We start from the raw sequence: 16,939 nt of genomic DNA, 5'->3' as shown, positions 1-16,939 counted from the left end.
AGCCGGTCGAGGGAGTCGTAGACGGCAGGGCCGCCCCACTGGGCGGCGAACTCGTCGGCCTTCGAACGCGTCTGATTCGTCACCGCGACGAGGGTCGCGGACGGATGTGCGTCGACCGCGCGGGCATGGAAGTGCGCGACGGAACCGGTGCCGACGATCGCACAGCGGAGTATCTGAGAATCGGTCATGCGGACGCCTCCGGCTCGGTCGACGCGGGCGGGATGTCCGCCGGCGGCGGCGGATCGGAGCGCACCGTGGCGACGAGGTTCGCGCCGACGGTGGCGACGTGGCTCGCGGCATCCGCTCCGCCCACCAGGATCACGGCGCCCAGGCGCAGGCTGCCGCCCGGTTCGACCACGGTCTCGTCGTAGAAGAACGGTGCGGGGCACAGTCCGGCGTAGTCGGCGCTGCGCGCGAACCATCGAGAGGGGTGCGGCCCGGCATCCATCATCACGACGCCGCTTGCGCGATCGGGCGAGACGAAGGCCAGCCACGGCGATTCGGTGCCCCGGGCTGCGTCGCCGACATCGCCGCCCGGGCCGAGGATGTCGCCGCCGGTGAAGGAGGACGGGCCGCGCCAGAAGATGCCGGCGTACCCGGCGTCCGCCCGCCCGCGCGAGGTCGGCGAGCCGAACGAGAGCGACTCGGCCGAAACGTTGGTGAGCCTGCTGCTCCAGGTGAGCGCCCAGGTCGTGTCATCGATGGGCCTGGCGGTGAGCGTGCGCGCTTCGGTGAGGAGGGTGTCGCCGGCCTCGGTGACCCAGTCGACCCGCTCGTCCACTCGGGCGAGCTGGGCGACTTCGTCGGCGACGGGCGTGTCGGAGGCGTCGAATCCGCGATGCACCTGCGCGCCGTTGTTGGGCAGCTGCACGTACCCCTCGCCGTCGACGTAGGTGGGACCGCCCCAGAAGTTGTGCGGACCCACGTTCGGCAGCGCGAGCGAGAGGCCCTTGTGCCAGACGTGATCGTCCGGACGGTACGCGGTGACGGCCGCGCCGGCGCGCGTGCTCAGCAGCGCGTAGGGCCTCGGCGATTCGAGCTGCGCGTCGGACGGCTCGTAGACGTACTCCGCGAGAACGGTCTCGCCGTCGCGCAGTACCAGGCGGCCGGGTGTCGCGTCATCGAACTGCATGGATGCCTCCGCATCGAGGAAAGGGTCGATTCCACTCTAGGGGGAACGGCGGGAAAGCGCTATCCGACCCCGCTTCGACATTCATCCGTCACCTGTGCACGGCAAAGAACCCTTCCGGCGTGCACAAGTGACGGATCAACAGGCGGATGCCGCGTGCAGACGATGCCGGTCAGCTCGCCTGCGCAGCGTGCAGGGTGGCGTAGCGACCCCCCCGGTCCAGGAGTTCGTCGTGCGAGCCGATCTCGACGATGCGGCCGTGCTCGAGCACGACGATGCGATCGGCCTGCCGGATCGTCGAGAGCCGGTGCGCGACGACCAGCGTCGTGCGTCCTCGCATCAGGCGCGACAGCGCTTCCTTCACCTTCACCTCGGACTCGGGATCCAGCGCACTGGTCGCCTCGTCCAGCAGCAGGATCCGCGGATCGCGCACGAGTGCGCGTGCGATCGCCAGTCGCTGACGCTGTCCGCCCGAGAGTCGGGAGCCCCGCTCGCCCACGATGGTGTTCCACCCGTCGGGCAGCCCCTCGATGATCTCGAGCGCGTGGGCGTCGCGCAGTGCCTCGAGGATGCGCGCGTCCGATGCGCCGTTCAGCCCGTACGCGACGTTCTCGCGGATCGTCCCCTCGAACAGCACCGACTCCTGCGGCACCACGGAGACGAACCGGCGCGCAGTGCGCATGTCGAGCTGCTGCATGTCGACGCCGTCGAGCAGGATCACGCCGGCCGTGGGCCGCACGAATCCCAGTACGAGGTTCAGCATCGTCGACTTGCCCGATCCGGATGATCCGACGAACGCGATGGTCTCGCCAGGCCGGATGTCGAGCGAGACGTCGTGGATGGAATCCTCGTCGGCGTCCGGGTACCGGTGCGTCAGGCGCACGAGCTGCAGATGCCCGACGACGGCGTCGACGGTGCGCTTGCCCGAATTCAGCTCCAGGTCCGGCTCCTGCAGCACCTCGGCGATGGAGCGCACGGACTCCATGCCGCGCGCGGCGACCGGGATGAGCATCAGCAGCTGCGTCAGGCCCTGGGTCAGGAGCGCGAAGTACGTCGACAGCAGCACGACCTCACCGGGCGTGATCGGCAGGAACCCGGTCAGCGAGAACACGGCGGCCAGCACCAGGCACCCGACGCCGAGCAGCTGCATCGTGACCCACGAGATGGACGCCACGTGGCCGTTGAGCATGTCGAGGTGCAGTCCGGCGCGCCGCACCTCATCCGCGCCGTCGGCGACGCGGGTCACCGCGGTCTGCTCGAGGCCGTGCGCACGCGTGACCGGGATCAGAGACGCCATCTCGCCGACGCGCGCGGCGAAGCCCTCCATCTCGCGGCGGAAGCGCTCGTTGCGGATCCGCGAACGGCGAGCCATCGCGGAACGCAGCAGGATCGCGAACGGCACCGCCAACGCGTACACCGGGAGGAACTCCGGCACCATGATCGCGGTCATCGCGATCGCCCCGACCAGGACCATGATCGACGACAGCAGCGGATGCGTCACCTGCTGCAGCATCATCTCGACGTTCTCGACGTCGCGCACGACCTTCGTCTGGACGACCGACGCGCTGGCGCGCGTGTGGAATCCGATCGACAGGCGCTGCATCCGCTCAGCGAGTGCGTGGCGCAGGTCGGCACCGGTGTCGCGGACCACGGTCATGAAGTTGCGGGTATAGATGATGTGGTTCGGGTAGTTCTGCAGCAGCAGGACGACGGCGACCCCGAACCAGATGAGCAGGGTCGTCAGGCTTCCGCCGGTGGCGACGATGTCGATGATCGCCGCGGTGATGACCGGCAGGAACCACAGCGGGATCTCCTTCAGCGCGAAGGCTGCCAGCGCGATCGACAGGCGACCCGGACGACGGGCGAGCAGCCGCAGCACGGACCGGGTCGGACGCTCCCCGTCGACGAGTTGCGCGGCATCCTTCCGCCGTCGCGCGGAAAGCGCTTTCTCATTCATAGGTCAATCGTAGCGCGGCCGCCTCGCCGGGCAGCCTCAATCGGAGGAGAGCTCAGGCGACCTCGGCGGCGAACCGCTCACCGGCGTCTCGCAGCCAGCGCGCGGTCTCGGCCATCGCCTGCTCGGGCGACCCTGCCAGCTCGGTCAGCGAGATGGATGCGGCGAACGCCGACGTGTCGGCATCCGGGGTGATGCGTCCGGCGACGAGAGCCACCCGCGCGCCGCGGGCGAGGGTGGCGACGTACGTGGGGACCTTGCCCGCGGCGGACTGGCCGTCGAACGAACCCTCCCCCGTGACGACCACGGATGCCTCGGCCGCGGCTGCCGGCAGGCCGACGAGCTCCGCGACCGCACCCGCCCCGGCCTCGAGGGTCGCGCCCCACGCCAGCAGGCCGAACCCGGTACCGCCCGCCGCGCCGGCGCCCGGGGTCGACGCGTCCGCATCGACCAGCCGCGCGAGATTCGCGAGCCCGGCGTCCAGCAGCCCGACCTGGGCCGGATCGGCGCCCTTCTGCGGGCCGAACACCGCGGCCGCGCCACGGCGCCCGAGCAGCGGGTTGGTCACGTCGGTCAGCGCAACGACGCCGCCGGGCGGCAATGCGGCGAGGCGCGACAGATCCATCTCGGCGATCGCGGCGAGCCCCGACCCGCCGAGCGGTACCTCGCCGCCGTCCGCGTCCAGGAAGCGGGCGCCGAGCGCCCGCAGCATGCCCGTGCCGCCGTCGGTCGACGCCGACGATCCGAGCCCGACGACCACGCGGGTGACGCCGGCGGCGATCGCCGCGGCGATCGCCTGGCCGAGGCCGAGGGTATGCGCGTCGAGCGGTCGGAGTTCGGAGAGCAGCTCGATGCCGGATGTGGCCCCGAGCTCGACGATCGCGGTGCCGGCGGGCGCTTCGGCAGTCGGAGGGAGGCGCAGCCACGCGGAGTCGATCTCGGCGCCGTCCGGCCCGGTGACGCGGACGCTTACGCGCTCGGCGTCCGGGACGGCGGCCGCGAAGGCCGCGAGAGTCCCCACTCCGCCGTCGGCCATCGGCAGCAGCCGGATCTCGTCGTCCGGCCGGACGCGCCGCCACCCCTCAGCGAGTGCGGCTGCGGCATCCGCGGCACCGAGGGTGCCCTTGAACGAGTCGGGGGCGAGAACGACGATCACGGGCTCCACGCTAGCGGCGTCCGTGGGGATCGATCGGTGCGAGCGGCTGCCGGGTCGGACCGGATGCGCGACCGGGAGGGCACGTCAGCGCCGCGGCACCGAGCTCTCCCGGACGATCAGCCGCGTCGGCACCAGGTCGGTGCGCGGCGCGCGCCCGTCGATCGCGCCCATCAGCGCATCGACCGCCCGCTCGCCGAGCTCGTCGAAGTCCTGCCGCACGGTCGTGAGCGGAGGCAGGTAGTCCGCAGCATCCGCGATGTCGTCGAAGCCGACGACAGCAACCTCGCCGGGCACCGGCCGGCCCGCCTCGGCGAGAGCACGGAGCAGTCCGAGGGCCATCTGGTCGTTCGCGGCGAACAAGGCGGACACGTCGGGCCGATCGGCGAGGGCGACACCCTCGCGGTGGCCGGATGCCGCGGTCCAGTCGCCGCGGACCACGGGCGGCGCAACCAGACCCGCGCCCTCGAGCGCGGCATGCCAGCCGCGTTCGCGCTCCGCGGCGGCATACGACCCTTCGGGCCCGGCCAGGTGCCACACAGTCGGGTGTCCGAGGGCGATGAGGTGCTCGGTCGCGGCGCGAGCGCCGGCCTCGTGGTCGGACTGGACGACGGCGAACCGCTCATCGGCGGGCGAGTCGACCACGACCAGCCGCAGATCCGCCGGCGCGTCGGCACCGCGCGCGAGCGGCGTCGCCTCGTTCAGCACGATCGCTCCGTCGACGCCCTGATCGCGGAGGCGGTCGAAGGCTTCCGCGAGGGCGGCCGCTCCCGCCGCCGTGACGACGGCGAGCGCATAGCCGCGGGTGGCCGCCGCGTCGGCGACGGCCTGCAGCATCCGGAAGTTACCGACCGTCTCGAGTGTCGACACGACGATGCCGAGGGTGTGGGTCCGTCCCGTGCGCAGCGCCCGCGCCGCTCGGTGCGGGCGGTAGCCCAGCTCGCGCATCGCGGTTTCCACGCGCGCGCGGGTCTCGGGATCCACGCGCGGGCTGTCGTTGACGACGCGCGACACGGTCTGCCCCGAGACGCCCGCCCGGGAGGCGACGTCGCGCATGGACACCCGGCGGCTCTGTTCGGCTTCGCTCATCGCTTCCCTTCTCGGGGCTCGCGCACAACTCCTGCAAAGCCCGTCATGTTGACGTTACCACGCAGGTCCTGCTAGCGTGTTGACGTGAACATGCAGGAGTTGCGCGCCACCACCCTCGGCGCCGGAGTCGTCAAGCGGGCCACGACGCTCGCCGACGGCCGCGATCTCATCTACTTCGACGACCCGGGCACGACGCTCGGCGCCGACCGAGGCGCCGATACCCGCGCGCTGGATCCTCGGGCCGAGACGGCGACCATGCGCCGCGACGTCCTCACCGGCGACTGGATCTCGGTTGCCGCCGGCCGGCAGAACCGGGCATTCCTGCCCCCGGCCGAGCTCGACCCGCTCGCCCCGCAGACGCCGAGCAATCCCTCTGAGATCCCTTCGCTGTACGACGTGGCCGTGTTCGAGAACAGGTCGCCGTCGTTCGGTCCCGCCCTCGCCGCCGCGCATGGCGACGCTCCGCAGGCCGTCGACGCGCCACTCGGTCTCGACGACCTCGACACGCCGGGCCTCGGTCGCACCCGCACCTCGGTCGGACGCTGCGAGGTGGTGTGCTTCAGTCCCGAGCACGCGGGGTCGTTCGGCACGCAGACCGCGACTCGGGCGCGCACCGTGATCGAAGCCTGGGCCGACCGCACCGCCGCCCTCTCCTCACTCCCGGGCATCGAGCAGGTCTTCCCGTTCGAGAACCGCGGCGAAGCGATCGGCGTCACCCTCGCCCACCCGCACGGCCAGATCTACGCCTACCCGTACATCACCCCGCGCACCCGGCGGCTGCTCGAAGCGATCGACCGCGAGGGGCCGGACCTGTTCGCCCGCATCCTGGAGTTCGAGCAGGCGTCCGAGCGCGTGATCCTGCGTGGCCAGCACTGGACGGCTTTCGTGCCGTTCGCCGCGCGCTGGCCGCTCGAGGTGCACCTGATGCCGCACCGTCACGTCGCCGACATCGCCGAGACGACGGATGCCGAGCGCGACGAGCTCGCTCCGCTGTACCTGCGGCTGTTGCGCGGAGTCGACGCGCTGTACACGACGCCGACGCCGTACATCGCCGCCTGGCATCAGGCGCCCGTGCGCGTCGGCCGCGACGCGGCCCGGCTGCGGCTGGAGCTCACTTCCCCGCGTAGAGCACCCGACAAGCTGAAGTTCCTGGCGGGCTCGGAGGCCGCAATGGGCGCGTGGATCGGCGACGTACCGCCCGAAACCGCCGCCGCCCGGCTGCGCGACGCCCTCGAGACCGTCCCGGAGGTCACGGCGTGACCGCGGCATCGCAGGCGCGCGACCTGTTCACCGAGCTCACCGGTTCGGGGCCGGTCGGCACCTGGTCGGCGCCGGGCCGTGTCAATCTGATCGGCGAGCACACCGACTACAACGACGGCTTCGTCCTGCCGTTCGCCATCCAGCAGCGCACATGCGTCGCGCTGGGCGAGCGGGCGGACGGCCACATCCGGGTCACCTCGACGGTCGAGGGCGAGACCGTCGAGGTGGACCTCACGGGACTCGACCTGCTCTTCCCGAAGAACCGGGGCGCCGTCCCCGAGTGGTCGACCTATCCGCTCGGTGTCGCGTGGGCGCTGCTGCGCGCGACGGGAGTGGACGCGGCATCCGTTCGCGGCGTCGATCTGGCGATCGCGTCCGACGTGCCGATCGGGGCGGGACTGTCGTCCTCGGCCGCCATCGAGGGCGCCGTCGCGGCAGCGCTGAACGACACGTGGAGGCTCGGGCTCGATCGCGTCGCGCTCGCCCAGGTCGGCCGCACCGCCGAGAACGACGCCGTCGGGGCTCCCACCGGGATCATGGACCAGATGGCCTCGATGCTGGGCCGCGCCGACGCGGCGATCTTCCTGGACTGCCGGTCGCTCGAGGCGGACGTCGTGGATCTCGGCTTCACCGATGCCGGCCTCGAGATCGTCGTGATCGACACCGGGGTGAAGCACTCCCACGCCACGGGCGGGTACGGCGAGCGCCGCGAGGCCTGCGAGCGAGGCGCCGCCGCGATGGGCGTGCCCGCGCTGCGCGACCTGTCGGTGGACGACCTGGCCCGGGCGGCGGAGCTGATGGACGAGGTCACCTTCCGCCGCGTGCGGCATATCGTGACCGAGAACCAGCGGGTGCTCGACACCGTGCGGGCGCTTCGTGAGCAGGGACCGTCCGCGATCGGCGAACTCCTTCTCGCCTCGCACGCCTCGATGCGCGACGACTTCGAGATCTCGGTGGCCGAGCTGGACACGGCGGTCGACGCGGCGATGGCGGCCGGCGCAGTCGGCGCTCGCATGACGGGAGGCGGATTCGGCGGGGCGGCGATCGCGCTCGTCGCGCACGATTCGGTTGCGACGGTGACGGATGCCGCCACCGCGGCGTTCGCGGCATCCGGTTTCGCGGCCCCCACGATCTTCTCGGTGCGTCCGTCCGCGGGCGCCGCCCGCGACGTCTAATCCCCTCGCACTCACGCCGCAACCCCTGGTGCGCAGGGGGACCTCGCTCTACCGTCGTACAGGTGCCCGGGGCATCTGACACCTCGGCGGGAGGGAATGCGCGCGTGGCTTTCATCACGGTAGGCATCGAGAACTCTGCCGACATCAAGCTCTTCTACACCGACCAGGGCAAGGGTCCCACCGTGGTGCTGATCCACGGCTTTCCGCTGAACTCGGAGTCGTGGGGCCGGCAGCAGTCCGTGCTGATCGATGCCGGCTATCGCGTCATCGCCTACGACCGACGCGGCTTCGGCGGGTCCAGTAAGACGTTCGCCGGCTCGGACTTCGACACCTTCGCGTCCGACCTCAACTCGCTGATGCACACCCTCGATCTCGAACGCGTGACGCTCGTCGGCTTCTCGATGGGTGCCGGCGAGGTGGCGCACTACCTGGGCCAGTACGGCAGTGAACGGGTGGGGAGAGCAGCGTTCGTGTCGTCGATCCTGCCGTACCTGCTCAAGTCCGACGACAACCCTGACGGCGCCGGCCCGAAGGAGTTCTTCGAGGGCTTCACCGACGCGATCCGCAAGGACCGCTACGCCTTCCTCACCGGCTTCTTCGAAGACTTCTACAACCTCGATGAGAACCTCGGTTCGCGCATGTCGCCCGAGGCGCTGGCGGCGAGCGTGGAAACGGCGAACCACGCGGGCAATGCCGCGATCGCAGCCGCACCGCTGACCTGGCCGACCGATTTCCGGCCCCACATCGCGAAGATCGACGTGCCGACGCTGATCGTGCACGGCACCGCTGATCGCATCGTGCCGATCGACTCGACCGCGCGGCCCCTGCGCAAGCTGCTGCCGGATTCGACCTACGTGGAGGTGGCCGGAGCGCCGCACGGGATGCTGTGGACCCATGCCGATCAGGTCAACGAGGCGCTGCTGGCATTCCTGCAGTCGTGACTGCCGCCGATCGTGACCTTGACGGCGCCTGTGACCGCCGTCGATCGTGACCTCTGTCAGTCGTGCTCGGGCAGGAGGAACCGCAGTCCGGCGACCGCGACCGGCACCAGGAGCACGATGGCGGCGACCACGATGGCGGTGATGCCGATCGCAGTGTTCTGAGGCTCGCCGGTCAGGCGTCCCACCGCCAGCCACGACAGTCCCCACGCCAGTGCGAGCGCCGGCGCGACGCGCCAGCCGCTCCGCCACGAAATGCCCAGCCCGATCACCGCGACCACGGCGAGCACCGCGACACCCCACGCCGTCGCGTTGTCCGCCCACGAGTCGGGGACGACGCCGGTCAGCCACGCGGCGATGTTCGCGACGGTGGCGAGGGTGACCCAGCCCAGGTGCAGGCCGGTGACGCCGTCGATCAGCAATGCGTCGAGAAAGCCCGCTCGGGGCGTGCGGGTGAGCACCGACAGCCGGAAGGTGATGCACAGTGCGATCAGCAGCAGGACGATCACCACGACGGTCCACTCGATGGTGAGCAGCTGAGCCGCGACCAGCCACAGACCGTTGAGGACGATCGTGAGCGCGATCCACCACCCGACCGCCCGCTGCCGCGCCGAGCCGCGCTGCCCGGGCAGCGCCTGCCAGACCGCGTAGCCGATGAGACCCAGATAGATCACCGACCAGATGCTGAACGCCGGGCCGGCTGGCGCGAGGAACGAGCCCTGAGCGGACAGCTGCCCGCCCTGCGAGTTCTCGACCTCGGTGCCGCCGAGCCCGCCGACGCCGACCAACACTGCCACGAGCGTGAAGCCGAGTGCCGAGATCACCGCGATCTGGCGCGCCAAGTCGCGCGCTGTCGGCGTCGCGGCATCCGTCGGAGTGGTTCGGGGGGTGTGAGTCACGATGCAACGCTACGGTGGCCGCCGCTCGGGACGTAGGGCTTGACACGAATCCGGCGCACATCGGCCGCACCGAGGGGTGGCATCATGGCGCCATGACCCGCGACTGGACCCCCCTGGCATTCGTCTACCTGGCTCTGGCCGTGGCCGGGCTGATCGGCACGTGGTGGTTCAACGTCCTCGCGATCGCGCAGATGGCCGACTACCTCGGAGACCTCGTGACGAGCGGTCCGGCCGTGTCCTCGATCACGGTGGACCTGCTGGTCGTCGCCGTCGCGGGCAGTGTTTTCCTCCTGATCGAAGCGCGCCGCCTCGGCATGCGGTTCGGCTGGCTCTACGTGGCCGGCGCAGCGCTGACCGCGTTCGCATTCACCTTCCCGCTGTTCCTGGCAATGCGGGAGCGGCAGCTGACCCGCGCTGCCCGCGTGTCATCCTGAGCCATCGACCGGGCATCCCCCGTCTCTTTCCCGAAGGGCACCTCTCGTGACACAGCATCCCGACCCGATCGTGCAGATCACCCCGGGCCGCGTCCGCGGGGCATGGCGCGGCGGGTCGGCGGCGTTCGTCGGAATCCCCTTCGCACAGGCGCCGGTCGGCGACCTGCGCTTCGCCGCGCCCGTGCCGCCCGAACCCTGGGACGGTGTGCGCGATGCCCTCGACTACGGCGCGACCGCGAACCGCACGGATCCCGGCGACACGCTGATCCCCGAGCCGGCGATCCCGGGCGATTCGACACTGAACGTCAACGTCTTCACCCCCCGGCCGGCCCAATCCGATGCCGCGCTTCCGGTGCTCGTCTACATCCACGGCGGTGGCTACATCGCCGGATCCCCGGCGAGCCCGTGGTACGACGGAGCGGCGTTCAACCGCGACGGAGTCGTCACGGTGACCATCTCGTACCGCCTCGGCTTCGACGGTTTCGGCCACATCTCCGGCGCCCCGAGCAACCGCGGCGTGCGGGACTGGCTCGCCGCGCTGAAGTGGGTGCGCGAGAACATCACCGCATTCGGCGGCGACCCCGCACGCGTCACGATCGCCGGTCAGTCGGCGGGCGGCGGCGCGGTGCTCACCCTGCTCGGGATGCCGGCGGCGCAGGGACTCTTCTCCGCGGCATGGGCCCTGTCCGCCGCGCTCGCCGACGTGGCACCGGAGAGGGCGCGGACGCTCTCGGCCAAACTCGCGAACCTCGCGGGCGTCGCGCCGAACCGGGCCGGATTCTCGAGCGTCCCCGAGCAAGAGCTCGTCGACTTGCAGCGAGCCGCTGCGGCCCCCGACTCGAAGGACCCGCTCGCCCCCATCCAGTCGCTGCTGGACGACGGACTGGCGTGGGGTCCGATGGTGGATGGAGATCTGCTTCCCCGCCCGACGATCGAGTCGATCCGCGCGGGCACCGGCTCCGGCATCCCGCTGGTGCTGGGCACGACCGACGACGAGTTCACCGCGCTCACCGACCGCGTCAAGAACAGGCTCCGGATCGTTCCGGTCTCGCTCGCACTCGGCAGGCTGAGGCTCGAGCCGGCGAAGCGGAGGGAGTATCTCGCCGCGAACGCCCCGCAGCGCCGCAGAGGAACGGCGGCCGTGCTCGGCCGCTTCGCGACGGACTCGATCTTCCGCGTGAAGGTCGTGCGCGTCGCCGATGCGCGAGCGGATGCCGCCACCTGGGTCTACCGCTTCGCCTGGCGGTCTCCGGTCAACGGGTGGGCAGGCCACTGCCTGGACGTGCCGTTCTGGTTCGACTGCCTCGACGCCGAGCGGGTCGGCGCGATCGCCGGCGAGGAGCCGCCGCGGGCGCTCGCGGCCGCGCTGCACGGCTCCGCCGTCTCGTTCATTCGCGACAACGACCCGGGCTGGCCCACCTGGTCCGCGTCACCTGGCACCACCCGGGTGTTCGGCGGCGACGCCTATCGTCCCGACGTCGCGACCGACGGCTACGCCAGCGTTCGCGCTCTGGTCTGACGCGAGGCTACCGGGCGATCGGAGCCGGTGCGGCGCTCGACGAGAGCGCACCGATGACCTTGCGCTCGAACAGCTCGATCCCGGAGCGGTCGTACGCGGCCTCCGGGAAGTAGTGGATCGCGTAACCGAGGCCGTGCTCCGCCCGCTCGGCGAGACGCTCGGCCACCTGCTCCACGCTCCCGAAGCCCGGCGAGTTCAGGTAGTCCCACTCGATCGCCGCCGCGCGTTCCTCGCCCACGTGCGGCCGCAGCCGCTCGACGACGGAAGCGAGCCGGTCCGCGGCCTCACCTTCGGTCTCGCCCACGATCGTGTTGAAGTTCGATGACCGCGTGATCGATCCGAAGTCCCGACCCGCATCGTCGCAATGGGCGCGGAGGATGTCGCTCTTGCGATCGAATTCCTCCAGCGAACCCGCGAAATTCGTGTAGGAGGCGTTGCGGGCTGCGATTTTGAGAGTGACCTTCTCGCCGCCTCCGGCGATCCACAGCGGGATGCCGCCGTCCTGCAGCGGCAGTGGGCGGACGATCGCACCATCGACCTGATAGTGCTTGCCGTCGAGCGTCGCCGTACCCGTCGTCCATGCCTGGCGCATGATCTCGACCCCCTCGCGAAGCCGGCCGAGCCGGCCGCCGATCGCGGGGAACCCGTACCCGTAGGCGCGCCACTCGTGCTCGTACCATCCGCCGCCGATGCCCATCTCCACGCGCCCGCCCGAGATGGAATCGACGGTGGCGGCCACCTTCGCGAGGTACACGGGGTTGCGGTAGCCCATCGCGGTGCACATCTGGCCGAGTCGGATGCGGCTCGTGGAGGCCGCGAAGGCCGCCATCAGCGTCCACGCCTCGTGGGTCGCCTCCTCGGTCGCGACCGGAGTCGTGTGGAAGTGGTCGTACACCCATAGCGACTCCCACGGTCCGGCATCCGCTCGTCCGGCCAGCGAGCTCATTGTCGACCAGTGTTCGGCGGGGTCGATTCCGACCAGATCGAGACGCCAGCCTTGGGGGATGAAGGTTCCGAATCGCATCGACCCAGACTATGGGCGCCGCGACGGCACGGGCTGATCCCAGGCGATCTCGTGGTTGTACAGCCAGTCGTTGCGCGTATCGTCGGCCGCACTCCTGAGGAACCGCGGCATCATCCAGTCGCGGATCGCGATGCCGAGGCGAGACTTCGTGACCCGTTTCCGCGAGTCGATCGCACGCGCGTACCTCACGACCGCCTCGGCCCGAGGGCGGCGGACGCGCTGGTACTCGGCGAAGGCGGATGCGTGGTCGGGGAGGTCGCGCAGGCACATCGCGAGGGTGATCGCGTCTTCCAGCGCGAGGGAGGCGCCCTGCCCAGAACTGGGTGACGTGGCGTGCACCGCGTCCCCGATGGCGACTGCGCGCCCGCGACTCCACGAGCGAACGCCGGCGAGGTCGAAGATCGGGTACGCGCCGATCTCGCCGTGAGCATTCTCCAGGATCTGCGGCACAGGAAACGAATCGTCGCTGTGCAGATCGCGCAGCCGCGCGAGCCATTCGGCACCCGTGATGCGCTGGAGGGAACCTCGCTCCGGCTGAGGTGCGGTCATGTTGGCGAACCAGTACACCCTGCCGTCGTCGCGGACCAGATAGCCGAAGAACGAGCGGGCGCCGAAGATGAAGTGCTGCGCGTCGCGCGTCGGCTCGAGCCCTGGAACGCGCGCGCAGCCGCCGGTGCCGACCAGACCGCTGTATCGCGGTTCTGGCGCCGAGGGGTCGATCCAGCGGCGGGTAGGCGATCCGATTCCATCGGCGCCGATCAGGATGTCGCCCTCGGCCGCGCGTCCGTCCGCGAAGGTGGCGCGCATCGACGTCGCAGTCTGGTCGATGGACACCAGCCGAGCACCGGAACGGAGCGGCACGCCGGCTGCCGCCGCGCCCTCCCGGAGCACCGCATGCAGCCATCCCCGTCGCACGACGACGCTCCCCCGCTGCGGATCTCCGGCGGGTCCGTTGGGAACGGAACCGAGAACCCGGCCGGTTCCGCTGCGCAGGACCATCCGAGACGCACGGTGAGCATCCGACACGAGTCGTTCTCGCAGGCCGAGCTGTTCGAGAATCGCGAGGCCGTTGGTCGCGACGTTGAGGAACAGGCCTTCGTACGGGTCGGGCGCGCTGTCCGCTTCGAAGACCTCGACATCCCAGCCCGCGCGACCGAGGAACAGAGCGGCCGCCGGTCCCGCGACGCCGGCGCCGATGACGAGTGCTTTGGGCATTTGTTATCCTGTATGTGGGCGAGACTCTCTCGTATGGAGTCTCTCGTAATTAGAGAGAATAGATCTGGATGTCGAAGAAGTCAACGCGCGACGCCGGCATCGAACGGATGGCGGAGGTCATGCGGGAGTTCATGGCTCGCGCCGTGCTCTTCCAGGACGCCGTGGCGCGGGTCGGCGGCATCAACAGCACCGACATGCAGGCCGTGAGTCTGCTGATGAGCGAGGGACCGGCCACCCCCGGCGAACTCGCGCAGCGGACGGGCCTCACGGCGGGCGGCGCGATCACGGCGGTGGTCGACCGCCTCGAGCGCGCGGGCTATGTGACCCGGGAGCGCGACGCAGGCGATCGTCGCAGGGTGATCGTCACCGCACAGGCCGACACCGTCCTGGACAGGGTCGGACCGATCTACGGCCGCGTCGGACAGCGCTGGGCCGACTACCTCGCGACACTCACCGACGAGCAGATCGAGTTCGCGAACGAGCTGTTCGCGCGGGCGGCGGAGATCAACCGCGAGGAGATCGAGGTGCTTCGGGGAGGGTGAGCCGCAGATCGTCCGGCTCGCCGAGAACGGTGGCCCCCGGCATCCGGCTGAGCATGATCTCGATCGCCGCGGGGTTGGCGTCCACGAGCACGGCATCGCGTCCGAGCGCGGCGGCGACCGCGCCGGTCGTGCCGCTGCCGGCGAACAGGTCGAGCACGCGGTCGCCGGGCCGGCTCGAGGCCTCCACGATGCGCCGGAGGATGCCTTCGGGCTTCTGCGTCGGGTATCCCGTCTTCTCGCGGCCGGTCGTCGGCACGATCGTGTGCCACCAGACGTCGGTCGGCAGCTTTCCGCGTGCCGCCTTCTCGGGCGTGACCAGGCCGGGTGCCATGTAGGGCTCGCGATCGACGGCGGTCGAATCGAACCAGTAGCGATCCGGATCCTTGACGTAGACGAGGATCGTGTCGTGCTTGGTCGGCCACCGCCGGCGCGTCTTGGCGCCGTAGTCGTAGGCCCAGATGAGCTCGTTGAGGAAGCGGCTGCGCCCGAACAGCGCGTCCATCAGCACCTTGGCGTAGTGCGCCTCGCGATAGTCCAGGTGCACGTAGAGCGTGCCGTCGACGGCGAGCAGGCGCCACGCCTCGACGAGCCGGGGCTCCAGGAAGCCCCAGTAGTCGTCGAACCGGTCGTCGTAGGTGCGAAGGTCACCGCGCAGCCGTTCGTACTCGCGGCCGTGGAAGCCCCGTCGCACGACCGGTCCGCCGTTCTCCGGTTCGGGATTCAGTCGCGGCGCGGCCGCCTCGGCATCCAGCCCGCGGGAAACCGCGGTGTCGTCGTCCGGGGGACTCGGCGCAGACTGAATCCCCGACACCGTGCGTGCGGTCTCCAGCGCCTTGCCCTGGGTGCGTCCGGTGTTGAACGGCGGGTCGAGGTAGATCAGGGTGAATGAGCCGTCGGCATACCCCGCCGCGACGTCGAGGTTGTCACCGTGGTGGATGGTGACCGATCCACGCGGGATCGGCTGCCCCGGATCGGCCGCGGCCGGCCGGGCCGCGTCGCTCACGGCACCCGGTGCAGCCACGGGTCGGTCGCGAACTTCGACTCGACGAGCGCCTCGGCCTCGGCGTACTCCTCGTCGGTGATGCGACCCGGCACGGCGCCGTAGAGCTTCGCGAACGTGTCGATGAACCGCTCGATGATCGCCTCGCGCGACAGCCCCGTCTGACGCCGCAGCGGGTCGACGCGCTTCGCCGCCGACACGGTTCCTTTGTCGCTGAGCTTCTCGCGGCCGATGCGCAGCACCTCGGTCATCACCTCGCCGTCCATGTCGTAGCTGAGGGTGGCGTGGTGCAGCACTCCCCCGTTCGCGAGCCGCTTCTGCGCAGCTCCGCCGATCTTCCCCTGCGGGCTGGCGATGTCGTTGAGCGGCTGATAGGTCGCCTCGATTCCGAGCGAGCGCAGCGCCTGCAGGACCCAGTCGTCGAGGAAGGCGTACGAGTCGGCGAACGTCATGCCGGCGACGAGGGATGCCGGGACGTACAGCGAGTAGGTCACGATCGAGTTCGCCGCCATGAGCATCGCACCGCCGCCCGAGATGCGCCGCACGACATCGAACCCGTGCCGCGCCGCGCCCTCGGGGTCCACCTCGTTGCGGTACGACTGGAACGATCCGATGACGACGGCCGACTCGTCCCACTCCCAGAGGCGCAGGGTCGGACGGCGCCGTCCGTCGCCGACGCGGCTCGTGAGCACCTCGTCGAGGGCGAGGTTCATGCGCGGCGACACGGGCCGCTCGTGCACGATCTCCCAGTCGAAGTCCCGCCATCCCGGTGCCGTCACCAGCGCCCTGCGCACGGCCGTGCCGACCGCGTCGGGCGTGAACCCGAGCAGCTGCGCCCCCTCGGGCAGCGCCGCGCGCACTGCGGCGGCGATGGCCGCGGCATCCGTCGCGATCGGCAGTCCGTTGACGGCGGCGTCGATGTCTGCGAGCGCGCTGTCGGGTTCGAGGAAGAAATCGCCGGCGAGGTGGAAGTCGGCGATCCGGCCGTCGCGCTCCTCGAGGTCGACGACGACCAGCTTGCCTCCGGGCACCTTGTATTCGCCGTGCATGCATCCAGCGTAGGCGGCGTGCGGCGTGCGACTCCGCTCAGGCGCCGACGAGCATGTGCAGTGACGCCGGCGAGAGGGCGTGCTCGATCGCGAGCATGCCCGCACCGCGCACGCCGGCATCCTCGGCAGCGGCGGACTGCACGATGGCGAGGTGCTCGGTCGCGAGCGGTGTCGAGCGCGTGTAGACGATCTCGCGCACACCGGCGATCAGGTGCTCGCCGACGCGTGCCATCGATCCGCCGATCGCGATGACCGACGGGTTCATCAGGCTCACACACGCGTTGAGCACCTCGCCGATGTCGCGGCCGGCCTGGCGCACGGCCTGGATCGCGTCGATGTTGCCGTGCTTGACCAGATCGACGACGTCATTGCCGTTCACCGCCTCGATGCCTTGCGCGCGCAGCTCGCGCGCGATCGCGGGACCCGATGCGAGTGCCTCCAGGCAGCCGCGGTTGCCGCAGCTGCAGGGCACGTCCGATCCGCGCGCGACGCGCACGTGGCCGATGTCGCCGGCGACGCCCTGCGCTCCGCGCAGCAGCTGGCCACCCGAGATCACGCC

Annotated in this window: 17 protein-coding genes; 6 read left to right on the top strand and 11 right to left on the bottom strand. The window is 70.7% G+C overall.

Annotated features, from left to right (window positions below; all coding sequences use genetic code 11):
- The 5 genes from VFX99_RS17070 to VFX99_RS17050 form a co-directional block, all read right to left on the bottom strand.
- A partial coding sequence (locus VFX99_RS17070) for a Gfo/Idh/MocA family oxidoreductase (RefSeq protein ID WP_329667488.1) occupies window positions 1–188 on the bottom strand: 188 nt, incomplete at its 3' end.
- Window positions 185–1,132 carry a PmoA family protein gene (locus VFX99_RS17065; protein WP_329667487.1) on the bottom strand — a complete coding sequence of 316 codons (948 nt, stop codon included), beginning with the start codon at window positions 1,130–1,132 and terminating at the stop codon, window positions 185–187. The genes VFX99_RS17065 and VFX99_RS17070, both read right to left, overlap by 4 nt.
- A gap of 169 nt (window positions 1,133–1,301) precedes the next feature.
- Window positions 1,302–3,086, bottom strand: coding sequence for an ABC transporter ATP-binding protein (locus VFX99_RS17060; protein ID WP_329667486.1), 1,785 nt, complete (start codon window positions 3,084–3,086; stop codon window positions 1,302–1,304).
- Window positions 3,087–3,138: 52 nt separating this feature from the next.
- On the bottom strand, window positions 3,139–4,239 hold the full coding sequence (locus tag VFX99_RS17055; protein WP_329667485.1) for a glycerate kinase: 1,101 nt from the start codon (window positions 4,237–4,239) through the stop codon (window positions 3,139–3,141).
- Window positions 4,240–4,323: 84 nt separating this feature from the next.
- Complete coding sequence (locus VFX99_RS17050) at window positions 4,324–5,325, bottom strand: LacI family DNA-binding transcriptional regulator (protein WP_329667484.1); 1,002 nt, start codon at window positions 5,323–5,325, stop codon at window positions 4,324–4,326.
- A gap of 90 nt (window positions 5,326–5,415) precedes the next feature.
- Here VFX99_RS17050 and galT point away from each other — a divergent pair, with 90 nt between their 5' ends.
- The 3 genes from galT (at window position 5,416) to VFX99_RS17035 (ending at window position 8,701) form a co-directional block, all read left to right on the top strand.
- Complete coding sequence (gene galT / locus VFX99_RS17045; protein ID WP_329667490.1) at window positions 5,416–6,585, top strand: galactose-1-phosphate uridylyltransferase; 1,170 nt, start codon at window positions 5,416–5,418, stop codon at window positions 6,583–6,585.
- Window positions 6,582–7,760: a galactokinase gene (galK, locus tag VFX99_RS17040; protein ID WP_329667483.1), complete on the top strand. Its 1,179-nt coding sequence runs from the start codon at window positions 6,582–6,584 to the stop codon at window positions 7,758–7,760. Before galT ends, galK begins: the two co-directional genes overlap by 4 nt.
- Window positions 7,761–7,864: 104 nt before the next feature.
- Window positions 7,865–8,701: an alpha/beta hydrolase gene (locus tag VFX99_RS17035; RefSeq protein ID WP_329667482.1), complete on the top strand. Its 837-nt coding sequence runs from the start codon at window positions 7,865–7,867 to the stop codon at window positions 8,699–8,701.
- Window positions 8,702–8,757: 56 nt separating this feature from the next.
- Here VFX99_RS17035 and VFX99_RS17030 read toward each other — a convergent pair whose 3' ends face one another.
- The gene (locus tag VFX99_RS17030; protein WP_329667481.1) at window positions 8,758–9,597 is read right to left on the bottom strand and encodes a tryptophan-rich sensory protein; all 840 of its coding nucleotides are present in this window, start codon (window positions 9,595–9,597) and stop codon (window positions 8,758–8,760) included.
- A 92-nt stretch (window positions 9,598–9,689) separates the two neighbouring features.
- Here VFX99_RS17030 and VFX99_RS17025 point away from each other — a divergent pair, with 92 nt between their 5' ends.
- Complete coding sequence (locus VFX99_RS17025) at window positions 9,690–10,031, top strand: DUF2834 domain-containing protein (RefSeq protein WP_329667480.1); 342 nt, start codon at window positions 9,690–9,692, stop codon at window positions 10,029–10,031.
- Between the two features lie 46 nt (window positions 10,032–10,077).
- Complete coding sequence (locus VFX99_RS17020; protein WP_329667479.1) at window positions 10,078–11,550, top strand: carboxylesterase/lipase family protein; 1,473 nt, start codon at window positions 10,078–10,080, stop codon at window positions 11,548–11,550.
- 7 nt (window positions 11,551–11,557) lie between these two features.
- On the opposite strand, the gene VFX99_RS17015 is transcribed toward VFX99_RS17020, so the two are convergent.
- Entirely contained in the window at window positions 11,558–12,574 is a 1,017-nt protein-coding gene (locus VFX99_RS17015; RefSeq protein ID WP_329667478.1) for an LLM class F420-dependent oxidoreductase, read from the bottom strand.
- A gap of 9 nt (window positions 12,575–12,583) precedes the next feature.
- On the bottom strand, window positions 12,584–13,789 hold the full coding sequence (locus tag VFX99_RS17010; RefSeq protein WP_329667477.1) for an FAD-dependent monooxygenase: 1,206 nt from the start codon (window positions 13,787–13,789) through the stop codon (window positions 12,584–12,586).
- A gap of 68 nt (window positions 13,790–13,857) precedes the next feature.
- Between VFX99_RS17010 and VFX99_RS17005 the strand changes: the two genes are divergently transcribed.
- Window positions 13,858–14,331, top strand: a complete 474-nt coding sequence (locus VFX99_RS17005; RefSeq protein WP_329667476.1) for a MarR family winged helix-turn-helix transcriptional regulator — start codon at window positions 13,858–13,860, stop codon at window positions 14,329–14,331.
- Here the strand turns inward: VFX99_RS17005 and VFX99_RS17000 are convergent.
- The 3 genes from VFX99_RS17000 to VFX99_RS16990 all read right to left on the bottom strand — a co-directional run.
- Window positions 14,294–15,334: a site-specific DNA-methyltransferase gene (locus tag VFX99_RS17000; protein ID WP_329667489.1), complete on the bottom strand. Its 1,041-nt coding sequence runs from the start codon at window positions 15,332–15,334 to the stop codon at window positions 14,294–14,296. The genes VFX99_RS17005 and VFX99_RS17000 overlap by 38 nt on opposite strands.
- Window positions 15,331–16,380 (bottom strand): biotin/lipoate A/B protein ligase family protein, encoded by a 1,050-nt coding sequence (locus VFX99_RS16995; RefSeq protein WP_329667475.1) that lies wholly within the window; start codon window positions 16,378–16,380, stop codon window positions 15,331–15,333. Before VFX99_RS16995 ends, VFX99_RS17000 begins: the two co-directional genes overlap by 4 nt.
- 37 nt (window positions 16,381–16,417) lie before the next feature.
- Window positions 16,418–16,939 (bottom strand): ROK family protein (locus tag VFX99_RS16990; RefSeq protein ID WP_329667474.1); only part of this gene is annotated, 522 nt, incomplete at its 5' end.

Source organism: Microbacterium sp. (assembly GCF_036277215.1).
In the GTDB taxonomy this organism is placed as follows: Bacteria; Actinomycetota; Actinomycetes; order Actinomycetales; family Microbacteriaceae; genus Microbacterium.
This window is presented reverse-complemented; position numbering and strand designations above follow the sequence as displayed.

What these genes read in the sequence shown, in the direction of transcription:
- VFX99_RS17065 (WP_329667487.1), bottom strand. Translation starts at nt 1,132, where the DNA reads ATGCAGTTCGATGACGCGACACCCGGCCGCCTGGTACTGCGCGACGGC.
- VFX99_RS17060 (WP_329667486.1), bottom strand. Translation starts at nt 3,086, where the DNA reads ATGAATGAGAAAGCGCTTTCCGCGCGACGGCGGAAGGATGCCGCGCAA.
- VFX99_RS17050 (WP_329667484.1), bottom strand. Translation starts at nt 5,325, where the DNA reads ATGAGCGAAGCCGAACAGAGCCGCCGGGTGTCCATGCGCGACGTCGCC.
- galT (WP_329667490.1), top strand. Translation starts at nt 5,416, where the DNA reads ATGCAGGAGTTGCGCGCCACCACCCTCGGCGCCGGAGTCGTCAAGCGG.
- VFX99_RS17025 (WP_329667480.1), top strand. Translation starts at nt 9,690, where the DNA reads ATGACCCGCGACTGGACCCCCCTGGCATTCGTCTACCTGGCTCTGGCC.
- VFX99_RS17015 (WP_329667478.1), bottom strand. Translation starts at nt 12,574, where the DNA reads ATGCGATTCGGAACCTTCATCCCCCAAGGCTGGCGTCTCGATCTGGTC.
- VFX99_RS17010 (WP_329667477.1), bottom strand. Translation starts at nt 13,789, where the DNA reads ATGCCCAAAGCACTCGTCATCGGCGCCGGCGTCGCGGGACCGGCGGCC.
- VFX99_RS17005 (WP_329667476.1), top strand. Translation starts at nt 13,858, where the DNA reads ATGTCGAAGAAGTCAACGCGCGACGCCGGCATCGAACGGATGGCGGAG.
- VFX99_RS16995 (WP_329667475.1), bottom strand. Translation starts at nt 16,380, where the DNA reads ATGCACGGCGAATACAAGGTGCCCGGAGGCAAGCTGGTCGTCGTCGAC.